General features: G+C 58.9%; 19 protein-coding genes. 9 read left to right on the plus strand and 10 right to left on the minus strand.

Translation table 11 applies throughout. The features are described 5' to 3' along the window. Nucleotides 1-129 precede the first annotated feature (129 nt). Together I6L34_RS15405 and I6L34_RS15410 are read left to right on the plus strand one after the other, a co-directional pair. On the plus strand, nucleotides 130-705 hold the full coding sequence (locus I6L34_RS15405) for a Crp/Fnr family transcriptional regulator (RefSeq protein WP_075115391.1): 576 nt from the start codon (nucleotides 130-132) through the stop codon (nucleotides 703-705). A gap of 57 nt (nucleotides 706-762) precedes the next feature. Continuing rightward, the gene (locus I6L34_RS15410) at nucleotides 763-1,326 is read left to right on the plus strand and encodes a YgjV family protein (protein ID WP_040068684.1); all 564 of its coding nucleotides are present in this window, start codon (nucleotides 763-765) and stop codon (nucleotides 1,324-1,326) included. Nucleotides 1,327-1,334: 8 nt separating this feature from the next. Here the strand turns inward: I6L34_RS15410 and I6L34_RS15415 are convergent, their stop codons facing one another. The 5 genes from I6L34_RS15415 to I6L34_RS15435 all read right to left on the minus strand — a co-directional run bounded on the left by I6L34_RS15415 (nucleotide 1,335) and on the right by I6L34_RS15435 (nucleotide 5,843). Next, a complete protein-coding gene (locus tag I6L34_RS15415; RefSeq protein ID WP_058057264.1) occupies nucleotides 1,335-2,189 on the minus strand; it encodes a lytic transglycosylase domain-containing protein in 855 nt (284 codons plus the stop codon). Between the two features lie 155 nt (nucleotides 2,190-2,344). After that, nucleotides 2,345-2,533, minus strand: a complete 189-nt coding sequence (locus tag I6L34_RS15420) for a hypothetical protein (RefSeq protein ID WP_042054915.1) — start codon at nucleotides 2,531-2,533, stop codon at nucleotides 2,345-2,347. Between the two features lie 204 nt (nucleotides 2,534-2,737). Continuing rightward, on the minus strand, nucleotides 2,738-3,343 hold the full coding sequence (locus I6L34_RS15425; protein WP_058057265.1) for a DUF2076 domain-containing protein: 606 nt from the start codon (nucleotides 3,341-3,343) through the stop codon (nucleotides 2,738-2,740). Nucleotides 3,344-3,453: 110 nt separating this feature from the next. Then, complete coding sequence (locus I6L34_RS15430) at nucleotides 3,454-4,467, minus strand: NAD-dependent epimerase (RefSeq protein WP_216954944.1); 1,014 nt, start codon at nucleotides 4,465-4,467, stop codon at nucleotides 3,454-3,456. Further along, a complete protein-coding gene (locus I6L34_RS15435) occupies nucleotides 4,464-5,843 on the minus strand; it encodes a UDP-glucose/GDP-mannose dehydrogenase family protein (protein ID WP_216954945.1) in 1,380 nt (459 codons plus the stop codon). The genes I6L34_RS15430 and I6L34_RS15435 overlap by 4 nt, the downstream gene beginning before the upstream one ends. Before the next feature lie 242 nt (nucleotides 5,844-6,085). On the opposite strand from I6L34_RS15435, the gene I6L34_RS15440 reads away from it, so the two are divergent. Continuing rightward, nucleotides 6,086-6,697, plus strand: coding sequence for a YitT family protein (locus tag I6L34_RS15440; protein WP_005349421.1), 612 nt, complete (start codon nucleotides 6,086-6,088; stop codon nucleotides 6,695-6,697). 101 nt (nucleotides 6,698-6,798) lie between these two features. On the opposite strand, the gene I6L34_RS15445 is transcribed toward I6L34_RS15440, so the two are convergent. The 5 genes from I6L34_RS15445 to I6L34_RS15465 form a co-directional block, all read right to left on the minus strand. Further along, nucleotides 6,799-7,845, minus strand: coding sequence for an ABC transporter ATP-binding protein (locus I6L34_RS15445; RefSeq protein ID WP_216954946.1), 1,047 nt, complete (start codon nucleotides 7,843-7,845; stop codon nucleotides 6,799-6,801). Then, nucleotides 7,842-8,900: an ABC transporter ATP-binding protein gene (locus I6L34_RS15450; RefSeq protein WP_194496614.1), complete on the minus strand. Its 1,059-nt coding sequence runs from the start codon at nucleotides 8,898-8,900 to the stop codon at nucleotides 7,842-7,844. The genes I6L34_RS15445 and I6L34_RS15450 overlap by 4 nt, the downstream gene beginning before the upstream one ends. Before the next feature lie 31 nt (nucleotides 8,901-8,931). Continuing rightward, nucleotides 8,932-10,749: an extracellular solute-binding protein gene (locus I6L34_RS15455; RefSeq protein ID WP_216954947.1), complete on the minus strand. Its 1,818-nt coding sequence runs from the start codon at nucleotides 10,747-10,749 to the stop codon at nucleotides 8,932-8,934. Between the two features lie 149 nt (nucleotides 10,750-10,898). Further along, entirely contained in the window at nucleotides 10,899-11,942 is a 1,044-nt protein-coding gene (locus I6L34_RS15460; RefSeq protein WP_013724081.1) for an ABC transporter permease, read from the minus strand. A 2-nt stretch (nucleotides 11,943-11,944) separates the two neighbouring features. Then, nucleotides 11,945-12,970 (minus strand): ABC transporter permease subunit, encoded by a 1,026-nt coding sequence (locus I6L34_RS15465; protein ID WP_081043483.1) that lies wholly within the window; start codon nucleotides 12,968-12,970, stop codon nucleotides 11,945-11,947. A 739-nt stretch (nucleotides 12,971-13,709) separates the two neighbouring features. Here I6L34_RS15465 and I6L34_RS15470 point away from each other — a divergent pair. The 6 genes from I6L34_RS15470 (at nucleotide 13,710) to I6L34_RS15495 (ending at nucleotide 20,143) form a co-directional block, all read left to right on the plus strand. Continuing rightward, complete coding sequence (locus I6L34_RS15470; RefSeq protein WP_058057271.1) at nucleotides 13,710-16,235, plus strand: TonB-dependent receptor; 2,526 nt, start codon at nucleotides 13,710-13,712, stop codon at nucleotides 16,233-16,235. 108 nt (nucleotides 16,236-16,343) lie between these two features. Continuing rightward, nucleotides 16,344-17,108 carry a DUF3450 domain-containing protein gene (locus I6L34_RS15475; protein WP_005343435.1) on the plus strand — a complete coding sequence of 255 codons (765 nt, stop codon included), beginning with the start codon at nucleotides 16,344-16,346 and terminating at the stop codon, nucleotides 17,106-17,108. After that, complete coding sequence (locus I6L34_RS15480; protein WP_058057272.1) at nucleotides 17,105-18,478, plus strand: MotA/TolQ/ExbB proton channel family protein; 1,374 nt, start codon at nucleotides 17,105-17,107, stop codon at nucleotides 18,476-18,478. The genes I6L34_RS15475 and I6L34_RS15480 overlap by 4 nt, the downstream gene beginning before the upstream one ends. Nucleotides 18,479-18,488: 10 nt before the next feature. Continuing rightward, nucleotides 18,489-19,016, plus strand: coding sequence for a MotA/TolQ/ExbB proton channel family protein (locus tag I6L34_RS15485; RefSeq protein WP_005338936.1), 528 nt, complete (start codon nucleotides 18,489-18,491; stop codon nucleotides 19,014-19,016). Between the two features lie 67 nt (nucleotides 19,017-19,083). Then, nucleotides 19,084-19,491, plus strand: coding sequence for a biopolymer transporter ExbD (locus I6L34_RS15490; RefSeq protein WP_005338933.1), 408 nt, complete (start codon nucleotides 19,084-19,086; stop codon nucleotides 19,489-19,491). A 16-nt stretch (nucleotides 19,492-19,507) separates the two neighbouring features. Further along, nucleotides 19,508-20,143 carry an energy transducer TonB gene (locus I6L34_RS15495; RefSeq protein WP_042656692.1) on the plus strand — a complete coding sequence of 212 codons (636 nt, stop codon included), beginning with the start codon at nucleotides 19,508-19,510 and terminating at the stop codon, nucleotides 20,141-20,143.

Genomic DNA, 20,143 nt, shown 5'->3' on the forward strand with positions numbered 1-20,143 from the left:
AACCAACGGACGAGGGGGGGCAAAGGCGGCACCCGGCTATGTCCCCCCTTTGCCAACGAGGTCACGCCTTGCTGCATCAGCTGTGCAATTTGGGCATGATGTGGGCTGCCATTTTGTTCCGGAGTCCTCATGAACCCATCTCCTCAAGCCCCCCTGCTTGCCACCTTTTTGTGTGCCATGGGATTGGACGCTGCCCTGAGCGAAGCCCTCTGTCAGCGTTTGCCACGGCAGACGCTGCGCGCCGGTCAGGTGCTGTTGGCGCAAGGGGCCGAACAGGAGGCTGCCTTCTATATCGAAACGGGCATCTCTCGTGCCTGCCATTACACCCGGGACGGGCAGGAGCGCTGCAAGGAGTTCTACTTCGAAGGGGAGCTCTGCCTGCTTTACGACAGCTGGCTCACCGGGTCGCCCGCCCGCTACCAGCTGGAGGCGCTGACGGAGCTGCAGGTGGTGCGGGTGCCAATCGCCCTGCTGGATGAGCCCATCTGGCAGCCGGTCTGCATGGCCCTGCTGCGTCAGCAGCTCGGTTACAAGGAGCGCAAGGAGGCGTTTTTGCTGCTCCACTCCCCCGAAGAGCGTTATCGGGAGCTCTGCCACACCTTCCCCCACTGGCCTGCGCGGCTCACTCAGGTGCAGCTCGCTAACTACATCGGTATCAGTCCGGTCACCCTGTCACGGATCCGCAGGCGCATTAACACGGGTTAATGCCGCTCTCCGACCATCCCCTCAAGCTGCGCCATCCAAATGACGGATGAGGTGTGGATGATGTCGCTGTTTCTGTGGTCGCAGCTGGTGGTGAGCCTGGCCTTGTTGCTCGATCTGTTGTCGTTTCAGTTGCGGGATCGCCGCAGGATCCTGGCCTGTCTGGCCCTCTCCTGCGCGCTCAATGCCGGTCACTTTGCCCTGCTCGGGCAGTGGTCGGCCGCCAGCCTGTTGCTGCTGGCCAGTATGCGCTTTGTTGTGAGTATCTGGCTGGTTCGCCGCATCTTGATGTGGTTTTTCATGGGGTTGGCCTGTGCGGCTGCGCTGGCGACCTATCAGGGCCTGCTCTCATGGATCGGGCTGCTGGCGAGCTTGCTGCAAACCCGGGCGGCCTTCTGCCAGGATGATCGCCTGCTGCGGCGCTGGATGCTGCTCGGCACCCTCTGTTGGTTGGCCAACAACTTGCTGGTGGGTTCACCGGTGGCCGCGCTGATGGAGGGGCTGTTTCTGGTCAGCAATCTGGTGGGTTACTACCGCCACTATGGCTTCGATTATTGTGGGCGTGCCCGCCACAGTGGCCGCAGAAAGAGGCGTGTGCCGCCTTCCGATCGGGCGAGCTTCTGATTTTCCGCTCAGGGCTGTTTGTGGCCAGCGAAGTAGAGCACCCGTTTCACATACTCCTGCGTCTCGTCATAGGGTGGGATCCCGCCATAGCGTTCCACCGCTCTTTCCCCGGCATTGTAGGCTGCCGAGATCAGTACCCAGTCGCCATCGAAGCGGCGATCCAGCCATTTGAGATAACTGACGCCACCCTTGATGTTCTGGGCTGGATCGAATGGCCGGGTTACCCCGAACCGTTGCTGGGTTTCGGGGATCAGCTGCATCAGCCCTTGGGCATTCTTGGGGGAAACGGCACGGCTGTTGAGATTGGATTCGGCGATGGCAATCGCTAGTACCAGCCGGGCATCCACCTTATGGTGTTTGGCGGCGTGACGCAGCATGGTGACCAGCTTCTGTTTGCCCGGTGACTGGCGTGCCAGATATGCCTCGACATTGAACGGTGTGCTGGGCAAGGCGGAATAACTCCCTTGTCCGCCGCGCATGCCGACACCGCACTGATCGCCCATGGGGGCATTGCCGACCCGCGGGTTGTAGTAGCGGCTGGCCTGCTGGTTGCCAAGGCGCATTGCCATGGCGAGATAACTGTTAGCCAGCTTGGCGCTGCGAACCGAGGCGGGGCCGGTGGCGAGCAGGCGACCGATCCGGAAATATCCTTCCGGGTTGCCGGTACTGGCGGCCACGCAATAGAGGGCGATGGCTTTTTGCAGATGACCGTGTTGCTGGGCAACTTGACCCTGCTTGATCGCTGTTAGCGCCTTGGGAGCTTGTCTGAAATCCCTGCCTTGTGCCATCGCCCGCGGCGTACCTGCCAGTAACAACGACAAAAAAAGCAGCAAAAACAGTCCGTTTTCGCTGATGTGCCTCATGGGTTATCTCCTGTTTGAGTACAGAAGATATAGAGGAACATGGCTGCTATCGCCACGAACCCAGTGGATCCTGTTGTTATAGCCGGTTGATTTCAGAGAGCAAAACGGTATGGAACTAACGGCATCTCGACAGTTTCACACTATTTTTCATCCGGTTAGAAGTCGTGGTGATACTCCTGCTCATCCAGCACGGCGGGAGGAAGCGTGCGATAGAAGCTGCCAATTTCACTGACAACCCAGAGCGAAAGCAGGGCCAGCAGGCTGAGCAGGGGAAGCAGAGAGTGGCTCTGGGTCAGGGCATAGGCCGCAATGGCGGCACCGGTCAAAAGCAGGGTTCGGATCATGAGGTGGCTCCTTGTCGTCATGGGGGTGTTGCGTGGCCACGGACAGAGCGCCTGGGGTCGGGAGTTGTTCCCGGGTGGCACGAAGCGCGCTGAGTATATCGCGTCATGCCGCTGCCGATCCGTGGTGTCATCACACTTTCCATAGTCATGGGTTTCGTATCGAGTTGAGCCCCGCCAGATGCGGGGCCAGTAATGGTTTGACGGTCAGAAGAAACCGCCGTTGTTATCGTCACTGTCGGCCCAGCCGCCACTCAGGTTATTGTCGTCGAGAAAACTGCTGCCAACATCGGGAGGTGAATCCCAGCCGTCCCAGCGTACCGGTTCCGCATCGACCGGATTGGCGATGGGCGCTGGCTCTATGATGTCGATGATCTCCTCGGGCCGGTTGCTGTGAAACAGTCCGCCGATCATATCGGCCAACATGACGCCACCGGCCACACCCGCGGCGGTTTGCAGGGCGCCGCCCAAAAAGGAGCTGGCACGGGATGCTGGCTGGGCAGGAGCGGATGCCGGTGGCGGCGTAAAGCGCGGAGGAGGGCTGCTTTCGCTACCAAACAGGCCGGAGAGAAAACTGCCACCATTTGGGGCGCTCTGGCTGGCTTCCAGCTCCTTGACCCGCTCGTTGAGGCGGGTAAGGGCAGCCTGCTGAATTAGCAGCGCCTGGGCCATGTAGTAGGGGGCATCGGGCTGCTGGGCCAGATGCTGGTGTATCAGCTGATCCGCTTGTTGGTCTCGCTTGCTATCCCTGGCTTGCGCTTGCTTGAGGCGGTCGAACAGTCCATCGATCAGACCCTGTTCCTGTGATTGCATCTCAAATCCTCGCTATGGTGCGCAGACAGTGCGTTCAGCCATCCTAAAACCCGCGGGGCATCAGTGGTATCTGATTAACTCATCAATGACCGAGGGGTTACCCGCGCTCGTCAGCGGGCGGGCCGGTAGTAGTCGAGATACCAGCGGACAAACTCGGCAACCCCCTGCTTGAGGGGCGTGGCGGGGCGCAGGCCGGTGAGGGTGTGCAGCGGCTCGCTGTCGGCCCAGGTGGCGTGCATGTCGCCTGCCTGCATCGGCAGCATCCGCTTGATGGCGGGTTTGCCGATGGCCTCCTCCAGCGCCTCGATAAAATCGAGCAGCCGTACCGGCTGGCCGTTACCGATATTGAGGATGCGGTAGGGGGCTGCGCTCTTGGCCGCACTCTGCTCGCTGGCGTGCCAATCGGGATTGGGGTGGGGTGGCTGGTCGGCCACGGCGAGGATCCCCGCGACGATGTCATCTATGAAGGTGAAGTCGCGGCTGAGATCGCCGTGGTTGTACACATCGATAGGCTCTCCCGCGAGGATGGCGCGAGTGAACTTGATGATGGCCATGTCGGGCCGACCCCAGGGGCCGTAGACGGTAAAGAAGCGCAGCCCTGTGGTGGGCAGGCCATAGAGGGCAGAGTAGGCGTGGGCCATCAGCTCGCCGCTCTTCTTGGTGGCGGCGTAGAGGGAGACGGGGTGATCCACCTGCTGCGCAGTGGAGTAGGGCATCTGATCCCCCATGCCATAGACCGAGCTGGAGGAGGCGTAGATGAGGTGCTGGATCCCGTGGTGACGACACCCCTCCAGCACCGTCAGCATGCCGGTGAGGTTACTGTCGGCATAGGCGAACGGATTGTCGATGGAGTAACGCACCCCCGCCTGCGCCCCCAGATGGATCACCCGCTCGAAACCATGACGGGCAAAGAGAGCCGCCATCGCTTCGCGATCTGCCAGATCCAGCCGCTCGAAGTGAAAATTGGGGAAACTGGCCAGTTGGGCCAGCCGCGCCTCTTTCAGACTCACCTCGTAGTAGTCGTTGAGGTTGTCGATCCCCACCACCTGATGACCTGCGGCGCACAGCTGGCTGGCCACATGAAAGCCGATAAAACCGGCGACGCCGGTGACCAGATAGATCATGGTTGGGTCTCCGGGTTGCAACTGGTGTTGGCAGGCTGCTTTTTGGCGGGAAGATGTGGCCGCCCGATGGCGTGATAGTCAAACCCGAGCTCGCTGAGCTGGCGCGGATCATAGAGGTTGCGGCCATCGATGATGACAGGCTGGTTGAGCAGCGCTTTCAGCTGCTGAAAATCGGGGGCACGAAACGCCTGCCACTCGGTGCAGATCAGCAGGGCATCGGCCCCTTCCAGTGCCGCTTCCTGAGTCGGGCAGAGCAGCAGATCCGGCCGCTGGCCGTAGATCTGGCGGGCAAGCTCCATGGCTTTGGGATCAAAGGCCTGCACCCGGCCACCGGCAGCCCAGATGGCGGCCAGCAGCGGGCGGCTCGGTGCATCGCGCATGTCGTCGGTGCCGGGTTTGAACGCTAGTCCCCACAGGGCGAAGGTGCGGCCGCGCAGATCCGGGCCGAAGCGGTTTCGCAGGGTTTGCGCCATCTTCTGTTGCTGGCGCTGGTTGACCTGCTCGACCGCCGCTAAAAGCGGGGCGTCGCAGCCGACACTCGCCGCGGTATGGCGCAACGACTTGATATCTTTGGGGAAGCAGGAGCCGCCATAGCCGCAGCCCGGGTAGATAAAGTGGTAACCGATGCGGGGATCGGCCCCCATCCCCTGGCGCACCGCCTCGATATCGGCCCCCAGCTGCTCGGCGAGGGCTGCCATCTCGTTCATAAAGGAGATCTTGGTGGCCAGCATGGCGTTGGCGGCGTATTTGGTGAGCTCGGCGCTGCGCTGATCCATCACCACGATCCGGTCGTGATTGCGGTTGAAGGGGGCGTAGAGGGCACGCAACTGCTCAAGCGCCGCCTCGCTGTCACAGCCGATGATGATGCGGTCCGGCCGCATGCAGTCGTTGACCGCCGCTCCCTCCTTGAGAAACTCGGGATTGGCCGCCACCTCGCAGGCGAGGGTCAGTCCACGCATGGCCAACTGCTGCTCAATATGTTCCCTTACTTGCTGCGCTGTGCCGACCGGTACTGTGCTCTTGGTCACCACCAGCTTGGGGCGGCTCATCAGTCGGCCTATGGTGTCGGCCACCGCCAGCACATGTTGCAGATCGGCCGAGCCATCCTCGTCAGCCGGGGTACCCACGGCGATCAGCAGCAGGTCGGCGTGTGCCACGCCAATGGCGGGATCGACCGTGAAGCTCAGGCGGCCGCTGGCCAGATGGCTCTCGACCAGCGGGGCCAACCCCGGCTCATAGAAGGGGATCTGCCCCAACCTGAGGGCGGCGATCCGTTCATCATCCACATCCACGCAGCAGACCTGATGGCCCACCTCGGCCAGAATGGCGGCCTGCACCAGCCCGACATAGCCTGTGCCAAAAATGGTGACCTTCATGAAAAGTGCCTCGTGCTGTGAATGGGGGATGGCGCGCTTAAACCGCGGCATGCTGCATCTTGGTGCAGCGAGTGTCAATGCCAGATGACAGGCACCAGAATGGGGCGTTCAGCCTGACTGTTGTGATCCTTTTCACAAAAAATAGACTGGACCCCATAACGAAGCCCTGTGGACAGGGCTCGCAGCCCGCCCGCCACGGCAGGCGACAGACACTCTCTCTTTACTTCGCTTGGATACAGGTTATGGACAACACCTCGATTCGCACTGCCCATCCTATTTATGAGGATGTGCTGGCCCTGCTGACGGCGGCCGGCTTTGTTTCCCTCGGCATCTTTCTGTTTCATCAGGTTGGCCTGCTCACCGGCGGGACTGCCGGGCTGGCGCTGTTGCTGCAAAAGGTGACCGGCATCAGCTTCGGCCTGCTGTTTTTCGGCATCAACCTGCCCTTCTATGCGCTGGCATGGCTGCGGATGGGGCCACGTTTTACCTTCAACACCTTTGTCTCGGTGGCGGCAGTCTCCTACATGACCGATCACCTCAACGGTGTATTGCAGATCGGCAAGATAGAGCCTCTCTATGCGGCGCTGATCGGCGGTACCCTGATCGGCATGGGGCTGCTCATCATGTTTCGCCACAAGTCGAGTCTGGGGGGCTTCAACATTCTTGCGCTCTTTATTCAGGATCGCTTTGGCATCCGGGCGGGCAAGCTGCAGATGGGGCTCGATTGCGCCATTGTTGTTGCCTCGTTTTTCGTGGTGCAGCCCTGGATCCTGGCGCTCTCCATCGTGGCGGCGGTTATCTGTAATCTGGTGTTGACACTCAACCACAAGCCGGGCCGCTACCAGATTGCCTGATGAGCGGTAGCCGTGACCCGATAAGACAAGAGTGACCCGATAGCACGAGGCGGCCTGATAGCCGCCTCGTCTGTTTCTACCCTGGGGTTTGTTTGCTGCGCCTAGCTCGCCTGTTCCAGCCTGCTGTCGCTGCTCATGGCGTTGCCACTGATGGCGCTGCCGCTGATAGCGTGATCACCGACGGCGAGCGGGGTGTGGCAGGCCACTTGATGATGGGCCTCATCGCACGCCTCAAGCCTCGGTACCTTGCTCTTGCACAGCTCGGTCGCATGGGGGCAGCGCTGGTGGAAGTGGCAGCCGCTCGGCGGCGAGATGGGGGAGGGCACATCGCCGGTCAGCAGAATGCGCTGGCTGCGCCTGCGCGGGTCCGGCACCGGAATGGCAGAGATCAGCGCCTGGGTATAGGGGTGGCGCGGCGCCAGATAGAGCGACTGGGCATCCGCCAGTTCGACGATCCGTCCCAGATACATCACCGCAATCCGATCCGAGATGTGTTTGACCACCGACAGATCGTGGGCGATGAAGATGATGGAGAGGTTCATCTCCCGCTGCAGGCTGAGCAGCAGGTTGACAATCTGCGACTGCACCGAGACATCGAGGGCCGAGACCGCCTCGTCGCACACCAGCAGCTTGGGCTTGAGGGCGATGGCGCGGGCGATGCCGATGCGCTGGCGTTGACCGCCGGAAAACTCGTGGGGGTAGCGATCCACCGCACTGCCCGGCAGGCCCACTTTCGCCAGCAACTCCTGCACCCAGCCGCGGCGCTGCTCACTGTTGCCTTTACCGTGGATGATAAAGGGCTCCTCCAAAATCTGGCCCACGGTGTGGCGGCTGTTGAGGGATTCCGCAGGATCCTGAAACACCATCTGCATCTCCTGACGCAGGGAGCGCATCTCTTTCGGGCTGAGGGCGGTGATATCGCGCCCCTCGAAGGTGATGGTGCCCGCGGTCGGCTCGAACAGCTTGAGCAGGCTGCGCCCGAGGGTGGACTTGCCGCAGCCCGACTCACCCACCAGCCCCAGCGTCTCCCCCTGTTTCAGGTCGAAGCTGATGCCATCCACCGCGTGAACCGTATATTGCTTGCGCAGGAACCCGCCTCCCAGCCGGAAGTGCTGTTTCAGATCCCTGACCGATAACAGAGTGCTCATACGGTCAACTCCTTCCAGTAGTGACAGGCGACATGGTGGCGCGGATTGAGTTGCTCTACCGCCGGAATGGCGCTGATGCAGAGATCGGTCGCGTGGGGGCAACGGTTGGAGAAACGGCAGCCAGCGGGCATTTCGTGCAGGGCCGGTACCTGTCCCTTGATGGTCTTGAGCAGGCTCTTGGGCTCATCCTCGAGGCGCGGGATCGAGCTCATCAAGCCGTGGGTATAGGGGTGACGGGGGTGGTCAAACAGCTCGAACACGTCGGCCTGCTCTACCGCCCGCCCGGCGTACATCACCACCACCTCGTCGCACAGCTCCGCCACTACCCCCAGATCGTGGGTAATAAAGATGATGGCCATCCCGGTCTGGGCCTGCAGCTCTTTCATCAATTCGAGGATCTGGGCCTGAATGGTGACATCCAGCGCCGTGGTCGGCTCGTCACAGATAAGCAGGTCTGGCTCGCAGGAGAGCGCCATGGCGATCATCACTCGCTGGCGCATGCCGCCGGAGAGGTTGTGGGGATAGACCGCAAAGCGCTGGGCCGGTTCCGGGATCCCCACCTTCTGCAGCATGGCGATGGCCGCAGCTTTGCGCTGGGCCTTGTCATACTCGGGGCGATGGAGGCGAAACACCTCCATCAGTTGCTCCCCCACCGTCTGCACCGGGTTGAGGGCCGTCATCGGCTCCTGAAAGATCATCGAGATGCGGTTGCCGCGCACCTTGTACATCTGATCCGGCGCAAGCGACAGCAGCTCCTCCCCCTGAAAGCGGATGGAACCGGCCACCACCTGACCGTGGGGCTTGGGCAAGAGCCCCATGATGGCGAGCGAGGTAACGCTCTTGCCACAGCCGGACTCACCGACGATCCCTAGTGTCTGACCCGGGGCTACCTTGAAGCTGACCCCGTCGAGGACCTTGATCTTGCCGTCATCGACGGCGAACTCCACCTCGAGATCGCGTACTTCGAGGATTGGGGCTGGGTGCTGGCCGCTATCAGCGGCGAACTCCCCCCCGTTATCCGATACGTCAAGAATGGGGGCCTGGGTGTTGGGCATAACGGCTGCTCCCTTCGCAATGGCCTGAATATCAATGACGTGCATAGGTCTTGTCGAGCAGGTTGATGGGCGCCAGCGCCTCCCCTGCCTCCTTGGCGTTGCGGGTCTCTTCCTTCACCTTGGGATCGAGCCAGAGCAGACCGCCACTACTGTGAGGATAACCGTCCATCGGCCAGTAGAGCAGATCCGGCGTGTTCTTGGTGGCAGGCACTTCCGGCAGCATCACATAACGCCAGCTGCTGGCCCGCACATAGTTGAGCTGCACCCCGGGCACGAAGATGGCGAGGTCATAGATGCGCTGCTGGATCTGCTGGGAGAGCTTGGCCCGCTTGGCCATGTCGAATTCGACGTTGTAGGCATCGATCAGCGCGTCCAGCTCCTTGTCAGCCACGTTGAACAGGTTGTTGGTCTGCGGTTTGTTGGCGTTGGCGGAGTGGAAAAACTCCCAATATTGCGGATAGAGACCGCCGCCGCCCCAACCGAGCCAGGCCGCTTCGTGTTTCTTCTCCAGCATTACCTTGAAACCGGTGGCGCCATCCACCAGATTGAGCTCCAGATCCAGACCCGCCTTCTTGGCCTCCTCTTTCAGCACGGTCAGGCGCTTGGAGTGCTCCTGACTGGTGTAGGTGAGCGCCAGCGTCAGCCGCTCCCCCTTCTCATTTTGCAGGATGCCGTCCGGCCCCGGCTTGTTGTAGCCGCCCTTGGCAAAGTACTCCCGCGCCTTGTCGATGTCATAAGCCCGCTGTGGCAGCGTGATGTCAGTGAACTCGCCAAAGCCCGAGTCGAAGGTTGTGGCTCTGTCGTAATCGCCGCGCAGCACGGTCTCGATCATCTTGTCTATGTTGAAGGCGTGCTGGATGCCGAGGCGCACGTTTACGTCCGCCAGCTTGGGGTTGGCCACATTGAGGTGAACCCCCTGACCGCCCTGTTTGGTATCGGTCATAGCCATCACCTTCTGCACGTAGCCTTTTTTGTACTCCGGGGTGACCGCTTTTTCATGCCACCAGTTGGGCAGGATCATCTCGAAGGTATCGATCTCCCCTTTCAGGAAGTGGCGGAAGGCGATGTTGTGGTCGCGGATCACCTGCACCTTGATGGTGTCGATGTTGAATCTGTGCTGGTTGTAGCGATCGTCTTTTGCCCACCAATCCTTCTGCTTGCTGAAGGTGACCGACTTGCCCTTCTTGACGTCGCTGATCACGTAGGGACCTGTGGTGGGCACCACGGCCCAGTTGTACTGCTTCACCCAGTTGGGGGTCAGCTTGTAGTAGTGCTTGGGCTGGGGCCACAGCTCGGTGGTGTTGAGCAGGTCCATCTTGGCCTTGCGGTTGCCCGCTTTGACCAGGATGGTGTGATCATCGATCTTCTCTACCGCTACCACTTCAGTGGTGTAGTAGTTGTTGAACCAGGGCCCCTTGATGTGTTTGGAGCGCATCATCTCGTAGCCGAAGGTGTAGTCATCGGCATTGACCGGCTTGCCATCCGACCATTTGGCGCGGGGATCCAGCTTGAAGTAGACGGTCTGGCTGTCTGGCGCGATGGCCCAGTGGGTCGCGAGCGAGGGGATGGGGTTGCCGGTATTGGGGTGGAAGCTGATGAGTCGCAACTGGTTATCGAGAATAAAGGAACGGAACGATCCGTTGGAGTCAGGCCCTACGGTGCGGAACGTCAGCGGAAAGCTCTCCACAAACATATTGAGGCTGCCGCCCGACAGCGCCTTGGGGGAGGCGAACACAGGATCCGTGTCGTTGGTCTCCCATTTGAGATCCGCGGGCAGGCTGGCCGCCCAGACCCAGGATCCGTTTACCAGCACAAAGAGAGCACCTATCCATTTGATTTTATTTTTCATGTTTGACTTCCAGGTCTGGCCCCTGCACTGGGGGTCTTGATTGATAACGGGATTATCCCTTGCTCCCGGGACCGCCGATGGCGGCGGCCCGTCCTTCATTTATCACTGTTTGTTATCCGGCGCCAGCCGATGCGCTGGCATCGGCTGGCTTATTGGTAACGGGTAAATTTGCGCGGATCGAACGCCTCGCGGATCGCCTCACCGATAAAGGAGACCATGATCAGCACCAGACTCACCGCGGCCACCACCGAGCTGACGATCCAGATGGCATCCAGATTGTTGATGCCCTGGGAGAGCAGCTCCCCCCAGCTCGGGGTCGGCGGTGCCAGCCCGAAGCCAAGATAGTCGAGCGCCGTCAGGGTGGAGATATTGCCCACCACGGCGAACGGCGCCAGGGTGACGATCATCATCAGGGTGTTGGGCAGGATGTGGTTGAAGATGATCCGCCCGGTGGTCGCCCCTTGTGCCCGCGCCGCCATCACATAGTCCCGCGCCCGCTCCTTGTAGGTGAGGGTGCGCATATACCAGGTGATCCCCATCCAGCCGAACAGCACGTTGATGGCGACAAACAGGCCGAAGTTGGGCTTGGCCAGTGACACCAGGATCATGATGACGTAGAGAAATGGCACCTGGGACCAGATCTCGATAAAGCGTTGCAGGATGAGGTCAAAGCGGCCGCCGAGAAAGCCCATCAGACAGCCGATGGTGACCCCGATGGCGTAACTGGCAGCCAGTGCGATAAAGGCAAAGCCGATGGCGATGCGAAAGCCGTAAACCAGCCGTGCCAGCACATCGCGGCCGCTGGTGTCGGTGCCGAGGAAGTGGCGCTCAGCCGCGCTGGGGGCGTAGGGTGGGTAGGCATCCTCCTTGAAATCCTGCTCGTAGGGGTTCCAGGGTACCGGCGGCAGCAACACCCAGTCGCCCTGGCCCTCTGCGGCAAACTTGGCCTTGAGCTGGCGGTAGTTGGTTTCGTACTCGTAATCGAGCCCGAACTGCTGACCGGGGATCACATCGCCATAGGTGGGGAAATGCAGCTGGCCCTGATAGCTCACCATCAGTGCCCGGCTGTTGACCAGCAGCTCCGCCAGCAGGGAGAGCAGCACCAGGGTGGTGAAGATGATGAAGGAGTAGTAACCGCGCTTGATCGACTTGAAGCGCTTGAGTTTTTTCAAGGTAACCGGATTGAGCTTCATGGTCAGTCTCCAAACCGCACGCGGGGATCAACAAGGGCAACGCAGATATCGGAGACGATATTGCCAATCAGCATCAGCATGGAGGTGATGGCCAGAATGCCCATGACGGTGGGGTAATCCCGCTCGACGATCGCCTCGTAACCGAGCAGGCCGATGCCGTCGATGTTGAAGATGGTCTCGATGAGGAAAGAGCCGCCAAAGAAAACGGTGAGCACAGACCCCAGGTGGCTGGCGATGGGGATCAGGCTGTTGCGCATGGCGTGGTCGGTGACCGCCTTGCGAAATGGCAACCCCTTGGCCACGGCGGTGCGCACGTAATCCGCCGACAGGTTCTCCATCAGGCTGTTTTTCATGGTCATGGTGAGGATGGCGAAATCGCCGATGGCGTAGGCGATAAGCGGCAGCAGGGCGTGGGCAAAGACAGTGCGGATCTGATCCCAGCGGCTCTCCATATATTCAAAATCATCCCCCGGAAAACCGCCCATCGGCAGCCACTCCAGATGGAAGGCGAAGACGGTGATGAGGAAGATCCCCACCACGTAGGCGGGCAGGGCATAGGCCATGTAGATAAGCATGGAGCTCAACGAGTCGAAGCGGCTGTTGTGCCTGAGCGCCTTCGCCACCCCGAGCGGAATGGAGACCGCATAGCTCAGCAGAAAGGTCGCCAGCCCGAAGAAGGCGGTGACCGGGAGCCGATCCTTGATGAGATCCCACACCGGCTCGTAGTAGCGGGTTGATTCGCCCAGATCCAGCACCGCCAGCTTCTGCAGCCACTCCCAGTAGGCGACCAGCATCGGCTTGTCGAGCCCATAGAAGGCCTTGAGCTCCTCGATCTGTTCATCGGAGAGGGCCTGTGCCCCCTTGCTGCCACTGGAGCGGCCAGATTCATTCTGGGAAACCTGGGCTTGCAGCAGCATGCGTTCGACCGGACCGCCCGGCACGAAACGGGTGATGGTGAAGACGAGCAGGGTGATACCGAGAAACGTCGGGATGATCAAAAGCATCCGGCGTAGGAAATACGACAGCATGGTGGAACCTCGTCCTTGTTGTTCTTTTTTGCGGCCAGTCAAATCCGGTGACGGGCCTGTCCTTCCTGGCATTACGCGCTGGATTGGTTGCCAAACAGCAGACAATCCGCTTGGCCACTGTAAAAGCTCTGCAACAAAAATCAAGTACAAGGAAATGGAAAACTGGGACAAATGACCCGCTGAGACCAAAAGCACCGAAAAATGACGTTTTTTATCTGAAAAGTGAAAATCAAAACAAAACGCTACTGCTCAACATTATTTTAAAAAATATAAACAGCTGTTCATTTGAGTTTTAAGTGATTTTAACATGTTGATTTATAATGTTTTTGTTTGTGGTGTGAAATTGAAGGAAAACGATGTCATCTCGACAATTTTATCTGTTATCCCCATGAGAACTGTCAGGTGCAACCCTCATGAAGTTAGTGTTTTATTCTTATTAATGCCAATAAATCAAAATAAGATATAAACAGACAGCACGTTAACTAATAAGTTCATCAATTTTTAATTCAGCGCCATTTATGCCATTTAACAATGTTTTTACATTGTGTGGGTTGTTTTTGGCAGAATTATTCACTAATTATGCCGGGCAAAATTAATACACTCCGCTTATTCTGTGCCTGACTTCGCCATACCCCTGCTCCATTGACGTCGCTAGTCAAAGATTGATAAGCCTTACACATCGCTCCAAAGAGGGCGGTATCAGGAAGCAAACAATAAACAACCAGGAAGGATATAAGCGATGCTTAGGAAGAGCAGAATCTCTGCTGCGATTGCGTTCGCCTTGGCGAGCCTTGCAGCGGCCCCATCCGTATCTGCCGAAGAAGGGCAGAACGTCGAAAAACTGCAGAAAATCAAAGTCACTGGCTCCCGTATCTCCCGTGTTGATGTTGAGGGGGCGACTCCGGTTGTCTCTGTCAGCAAGGCTCAAATTGAACAGTCTGGTCAGCAGACTGTGGCCGATTATCTGAAACAGGCCTCCTACAACTCCTTTGGTGGTTTCTCCCCATCCTCCGGTAGTTCTGCCCAGTCACAAGCCACAGTAGGGCTGCGTGGCTTGGGCTCAGAACGTACCCTGGTGCTTCTCAATGGCAAACGTGTTGCTGGATCCCCCTCCATGGGGGGCACTTCCATCAACCTTAACACCATCCCCATGGCTGCTGTTGAGCGGGTGGAAGTTAACCTGGACGGCGGCTCCGCACTCTATGGTTCTGATGCCATCGGCGGTGTTATCAACGTGATCCTCAAGGAGGGTTTCGAAGGGTTGACATTCCAAGGGCGTCTTGGCTCACCAACCGAAGAGGGCGGTGATGAGAAGAGTGGCTCTGTGGTTGCGGGCGTCAATGGGGAGAAAGGGTCCCTGATGATGGTTTACGAGCACGATGAGAAGGACGTGATCTACTATCGTGACCGTGACTATCTGGCTTTACAAGGTGCAATGTCCCCCAGCGTTGCTGGCCGTAACATCATGGATTTAGATACAGGTGATCTGAAGCAGCTTGCAGGTATCAACTGTGCCAATGTCGGGACCGGCTTTGTTGAGCAGGATGGTTTGTGCAACTTTGATTTCGCCAAGGTCGCAGCTAAAACAGCCTCTCGTTCTCGCGATACTGTCTATGTGAATGGTCGCTATCACATCAATGACAGCGTGGATTTTGTTCCTCAGTTTATCGGCTCTCGGGTGACCAGTTTTGGCCGCTTTGCCCCTGCTGCGGGCTCATTTGTGAGTGATGATCCTGCGTTGTTGGCTGCGAACGGAATCACTGGCGGTCAGGCTGCAATTTTCTATCGATTCAACAATATTGGTCCCCGTGATAACGATGTGACTGACTTTACCGGCAGCATGAACCTGGGCTTTGACGGTGTACTACCTACCGAGGCCGTTGGGGATGTTGAATGGAACGCCGGTTACATGTACTCCAAGACTGACAATACCAGCGATGGTAGCGGTTATATCCTCAAAAGTGCTGCCCGTAATGCAATAAAAGATGGCAAGTTCACCAATGGTGAGTTTGATAAGTCAGTAAATGACCTGTTGTCCTACGATACCTCGCGTACTTCCAAGATGGACTTTTTCCAGTGGTATGGCGGTTTGGGTTGGGAAATGGGCGAACTGCCTGCCGGTCCAATCGGTTGGTACTGGGGCTCCGAGTATAACGACTGGACTTACTCCGATACCTATGACAGTCAGTCTGAAGCAGGCAACGTAATAGGTTCGTCCGGCAACTCCGGTGGTGGTGTACGCGATGTGTTTGCCACCTATATCGAGAGCCTGATCCCCATCACCGAGCAAGTCGAGTTGAACCTGGCGGGTCGTTATGACAAGTACAGCGACTTTGGCAGCGCCTTCTCACCCAAAGCGAGCCTGCGTTACCAGCCGCTAGACAACCTGATGTTCCGGACCTCCTGGTCCCAGTCGTTCCGGGCGCCGGGGCTGGATGATCTCTATGCCGCAGACTCATTCTCTGCTGACTATGCCAAGGACTATGTACGCTGCAATGCTACCGGCACAGCTAACTGTCCTGAGAAACAGTATGACGTTACCCGTCAGTCCAATAAAAATCTGAAGGAGGAGACGGCTGATACCTTCACTATCGGGGCTGCTTACAACCCGCTGGACAACTTGAATCTGTCACTCGATTACTACTACATCAAGATTGATGATGTGATCCAGCTAGCCACGGCACAGACCCAGATTTATCAGGAGCTGAACAGTGGCAGCAACCCGAACGTAATTCGTCTCCCCAACGGTACCATCAAGGAGATCAAGGCTGGCATGGTCAATTTGGGGCAACTCAAGACCAGTGGTGTAGATTTTAAAGCCGATTACAAGTACGACTTCAACACCTTCACCCTGCGTTATGACTTCGGTGGTACTTACATCCTGCAGTACGAAGAGGGGCTGTTTGCCGGTGGTCCGATGATCGACAAGAAGGGCTGGAATGGTAAACCCGACTTGCGCCTTAACTCCGGGATCGGTGCCAACTTCCCGCAGCTGTGGAATCTGGATACCTACCTGAGCGCCAACTATATCGATTCCCAGAGCCAGGACTATGTTGATGGTCAGGAAGAGGGTCATATCGCTTCCAACACCGTCTGGAACCTGAACGTGGCGGTCGATACCAGCTGGAATGGCAAGATCCAGACCGGTGTGAAGAACATGTTCAACCGTGGCCCCTCCCTGTCCAACGATGGCTTCACTTACGATGAAGACCTCTACAGCATCGACGGTCGCATCTACTACATCGATTACACACAGAAGTTCTAATCAACCCCGTTGATATACAACCTCAGCCGGCCCGGTCGGGCCGGCTGTGCCCAACGTCCAAGGAAGTTACGGAGATAGGGTAATCCTATGAAGACAAGGACCATTACAATGAAGAAAGCGCTCCTTGGCAGCCTGGTTTCGGCCGCCTTGTTGACCAGCTTCAATCTGAGTGCCGCCACTGCCGGTCAGGCCGTGGACGCTCAAGCCGCCACCGACAACGCATCCAAAGTTTCCCAGCAGAAGATCGACAGCTATGCCGAATCTGCCGAATCCGCATTGGCTCAGTACAAGGCCGCCCTGCGTCAGGTCGACAGTCTGCGCACCTACAACGAGCAGGTGAGCAAGATGGTCGAGTCCCAGAGCGCCGAGCTGGCGTCGATGCAAAAGCAGATCGCCCAGATTGATCAGACCAGCACCGAAGTGGTGCCCTTGATGCTCAAGATGATCGACTCCCTCGAGCAGTTTGTGGCGCTGGATCTGCCGTTCCAGAAGGTCGAGCGCGAGGACCGCGTGGCGGCTCTGACCGACCTGATGAACCGTGCTGATGTCACCATCTCCGAGAAGTACCGCAAGATCCTGGAGGCTTACCAGATCGAGGAGGGCTTCAGCCGCACCATCGAATCCTACAAGGCGAGCTTGGACAAGGATGGCAGCGAGAAGACCTACGAGTTCCTGCGGGTTGGCCGCATCGCGCTGCTCTATCAATCCCCGGATGGCAATGAGACCGGGATGTGGAACAAGAAGACTCGCCAGTGGGAAGAGTTGCCCCAGGAGTATCGCAGTGCGGTTGAACAGGGCCTTCGCATCGCCAAGAAGCAGGCGCCTCCCGCTCTGATCAAGCTGCCGGTTCAAACTGCGGAGAAAGCATCATGAAAGGAATCAAACTTGCGATTGCCTCCCTGATTGCGGGAGCAACCCTGGTCACCCTGCCGGTGACCGCCGTCGAAAAACCGGTGGATCTCAATGCGCTGCTGAATCAGGTCAAGGCCTCCAGCCTGAGCGAATCCCAACTCAACAAGGAGCGGGAAGCCCGCTTCCTGGCTGACAAGAACGAGCAGGGGGCGCTGCTGGCCAAGGCCAAGGCCGAGCTGGCTGCCGAAACCGCCAAGGGCGAGCAGCTCAAGGCGACCTTTGATGCCAACGACAAGCAGCTGACCGAACTGACCGAAACCCTGCGCCAGCGTTCCGGCAACATGGGCGAGATGTTCGGCGTACTGCGTCAGTTCGCCGGTGAGTTCAAGGGGATCTTCAATGCCTCCGCCCGTCGGGTCGAGCATCCGGAACAGACCGCGCTGCTGACCCGTCTGGCCGAGAGTAAAGAGCTCCCCTCCAGCGACGATCTGGAAGCGTTCTGGACCACCACCCTCAGCCGCATGGTGGACGGTGGCAAGGTGAGCCAGATCCCGGCGACCGTGGTCTACGGCGAAGGCAACCAGGCCGAGAAGACGGTCACCCAGATCGGTGAGTTCAACACTGTCTCCGAAGGCAAGTACCTCACCTTCGTGCCGGAGACCGGCAAGTTCGAGCAGCTTTCCCGTCAACCTGACAAGGGGGTGCTGGAACCGATCGCCGAGTTTGAACAGGGCGGTGACGGGGTCAAACCCATCTTTATCGACCCGTCTCGCGGCGTGATCCTCTCTCTGCTGGTGCAGTCACCGACTCTCAAGGAGCGGATCGATCAGGGTGGTGAAGTGGGTTACGTCATCATGGTGCTCGGTGTGCTCGGTACCCTGCTGGCCATCTTCTGCGGTATCCGGCTGTCGTTGATCGGCTCGTCCATGCGCAAGCAGCTGAAATCCGATCAGATCATCAAGGGCAACCCCATTGGTGACATGCTGGGAGCCTACCAGAGCCATCGCGGTGACAACATCGAGGATCTGGAGTCCAAGCTCGACGAGATCATCCTGCGCAACGTGCCCAAGTTCGAGAAGGGTATCAGCATCATCAAGCTGATCGCTTCCGTCGCGCCGCTGCTGGGCCTGCTCGGTACCGTAGTGGGGATGATCGCCACCTTCCAGGCCATCACATTGTTCGGTACCGGCGATCCCAAGCTGATGGCGGGCGGTATCTCCGAGGCGCTGGTGACCACCATGCAGGGTCTGGTCGTCGCGGTGCCCATGCTGTTCCTCTACACCATTGTGCAGACCCAGAGCCGTCGTCTGATCCAGGTGCTGGAAGAGCAGAGCGCCGGTTTCGTCGCCCGTTATCAGGAACGTCTGCACGCCTCCAAAGCCGCAGCGTAAGGAGTCACCCATGTGGTTCTGGTTGATTGAAGAAGTCGAGTCGGTCCGCCGGTTTTTGGGATTGGGGGGCGATGTACTGGTCGCCCTGTTCTTCCTGACCCTGATGATGTGGGCCCTGTTGCTGGAGCGCTGGTTCTACTTCATGGCGGTCTACCCCAAGCAGGTGAAGCAGACCAAGGCCACCTGGCTGGCCCGCACCGATCATCTCTCCTGGTCTGCCAAGCAGATCCGGCGCGAGCTGGTCTCACGGGTTGCCATGGCGGTGGACAAGGGGATGCCGGTCATCAAGGTGCTGATTGCTCTTTGCCCGTTGATGGGGCTGCTCGGCACCGTGGTGGGGATGGTGCAGGTGTTTGACACCCTGGCCATCACCGGTACCGGTTCGCCGCGGGCGATGGCATCGGGGATCTCCAAGGCAACGGTACCGACCATGGCGGGCATGATCGCCGCCCTTTCCGGCCTGTTTTTTGTCAACCAACTCGATCACAAGGCCAAACTGGCGGTGCAAAAGCTGGAAGACAACCTGAAACACGGTTGATGCAGGATGCATACCCCCGGCGAGGCATGGCCTGCCGGGGGCACAGAACAAGCAAGGAGTTTCTGCTATGAGAAAACGTTACAGCGACAGCGGTGCTGACGAGGCGGCTATCGATTTGACCCCCATGCTGGACATAGTGTTCATCATGCTGATCTTCTTCATCGTCACCACCTCCTTCGTCAAGGAGTCCGGTGTCGAGATCAACCGTCCCAGTGCCAGCACGGCCGAGACGGTGAAGAAGGGCAATATCATGGTCGCGGTGCGCGAAAACGGTCAGGTCTGGGTCGACAAGCGGGTGGTCGAGGTCGGGGCGGTACGCGCCAACATCGAGCGGCTGCGGGCCGAAAACCCGGAGAGCGCCGTGGTGATCCAGGCCGATAACGAATCCCGTTCCGGTCTGGTGGTGCAGGTCATGGATCAGATCCGCATGGCCGGTGTCCAGAACATCTCCATCGCGGCAGACAAGAGCAGCTGATGCCGGAGAGAGACCTATGAGATACCTGATATCGTTGGCGGTCTCCTGTGTGGTGGTGTTCTTTCTGTTTCTGGGAATGAACAAGCTGATCACACCGGATCACCGGGAGCTGGTGGAGAAGGATGACGTCACCATGACCGATTTCATCCGCCTCAAGCCCCAGGAGACCCTGCAAGAGAAACAGCGGGAGCTGCCCAAACCGCCGCCGCCCAAGCGTCCGCCGCCGCCTCCCGAGATGGAAGTGGCCAGCACGGATCGGCCGAAGATGGATAGCGCGCCGATGGACATGCCCAAGCTCGACATCCCGGTCAACATCGGTGGTGGCAACGCGCTGGGTGCCTACAGCACCGGTGGCGGTGGTGGTGGCGTTGGTGGCAACAACGGTGCCATTCCGCTGGCCACCTTCGAACCCATGATGCCCCGCAAGGCGGCACTGGCGGGGCTGGCCTCCGGCAAGGTGCTGGTGGAGTTCACCGTCACCGAGCGCGGCACCGTCAGCAACGTGCGGATCGTCAAGGAAGAGCCGCGCAGCTATGACCTCGGCAAAGAGGCGCGCAAAACCATCGCCAAGTGGACGTTCAAACCGGCCATGGTGGATGGCAAGCCGCAGGCGAGCCGTATGCAGCAAGAGATCGAGTTTGCGGTCAACTAA

The organism is Aeromonas sp. FDAARGOS 1404 (genome assembly GCF_019047085.1).
Taxonomy (GTDB): domain Bacteria; phylum Pseudomonadota; class Gammaproteobacteria; order Enterobacterales; family Aeromonadaceae; genus Aeromonas; species Aeromonas veronii.

Bases quoted from the DNA above. Each gene is read 5' to 3' on its own strand.
- I6L34_RS15415 (WP_058057264.1), bottom strand. From the start codon at position 2,189: ATGAGGCACATCAGCGAAAACGGACTGTTTTTGCTGCTTTTTTTGTCG.
- I6L34_RS15430 (WP_216954944.1), bottom strand. From the start codon at position 4,467: ATGATCTATCTGGTCACCGGCGTCGCCGGTTTTATCGGCTTTCATGTG.
- I6L34_RS15405 (WP_075115391.1), top strand. From the start codon at position 130: ATGAACCCATCTCCTCAAGCCCCCCTGCTTGCCACCTTTTTGTGTGCC.
- I6L34_RS15455 (WP_216954947.1), bottom strand. From the start codon at position 10,749: ATGAAAAATAAAATCAAATGGATAGGTGCTCTCTTTGTGCTGGTAAAC.
- I6L34_RS15485 (WP_005338936.1), top strand. From the start codon at position 18,489: ATGTGGTTCTGGTTGATTGAAGAAGTCGAGTCGGTCCGCCGGTTTTTG.
- I6L34_RS15480 (WP_058057272.1), top strand. From the start codon at position 17,105: ATGAAAGGAATCAAACTTGCGATTGCCTCCCTGATTGCGGGAGCAACC.
- I6L34_RS15460 (WP_013724081.1), bottom strand. From the start codon at position 11,942: ATGAAGCTCAATCCGGTTACCTTGAAAAAACTCAAGCGCTTCAAGTCG.
- I6L34_RS15475 (WP_005343435.1), top strand. From the start codon at position 16,344: ATGAAGAAAGCGCTCCTTGGCAGCCTGGTTTCGGCCGCCTTGTTGACC.
- I6L34_RS15470 (WP_058057271.1), top strand. From the start codon at position 13,710: ATGCTTAGGAAGAGCAGAATCTCTGCTGCGATTGCGTTCGCCTTGGCG.
- I6L34_RS15445 (WP_216954946.1), bottom strand. From the start codon at position 7,845: ATGAGCACTCTGTTATCGGTCAGGGATCTGAAACAGCACTTCCGGCTG.
- I6L34_RS15440 (WP_005349421.1), top strand. From the start codon at position 6,086: ATGGACAACACCTCGATTCGCACTGCCCATCCTATTTATGAGGATGTG.
- I6L34_RS15495 (WP_042656692.1), top strand. From the start codon at position 19,508: ATGAGATACCTGATATCGTTGGCGGTCTCCTGTGTGGTGGTGTTCTTT.
- I6L34_RS15420 (WP_042054915.1), bottom strand. From the start codon at position 2,533: ATGATCCGAACCCTGCTTTTGACCGGTGCCGCCATTGCGGCCTATGCC.
- I6L34_RS15450 (WP_194496614.1), bottom strand. From the start codon at position 8,900: ATGCCCAACACCCAGGCCCCCATTCTTGACGTATCGGATAACGGGGGG.
- I6L34_RS15425 (WP_058057265.1), bottom strand. From the start codon at position 3,343: ATGCAATCACAGGAACAGGGTCTGATCGATGGACTGTTCGACCGCCTC.
- I6L34_RS15465 (WP_081043483.1), bottom strand. From the start codon at position 12,970: ATGCTGTCGTATTTCCTACGCCGGATGCTTTTGATCATCCCGACGTTT.
- I6L34_RS15410 (WP_040068684.1), top strand. From the start codon at position 763: ATGATGTCGCTGTTTCTGTGGTCGCAGCTGGTGGTGAGCCTGGCCTTG.
- I6L34_RS15435 (WP_216954945.1), bottom strand. From the start codon at position 5,843: ATGAAGGTCACCATTTTTGGCACAGGCTATGTCGGGCTGGTGCAGGCC.
- I6L34_RS15490 (WP_005338933.1), top strand. From the start codon at position 19,084: ATGAGAAAACGTTACAGCGACAGCGGTGCTGACGAGGCGGCTATCGAT.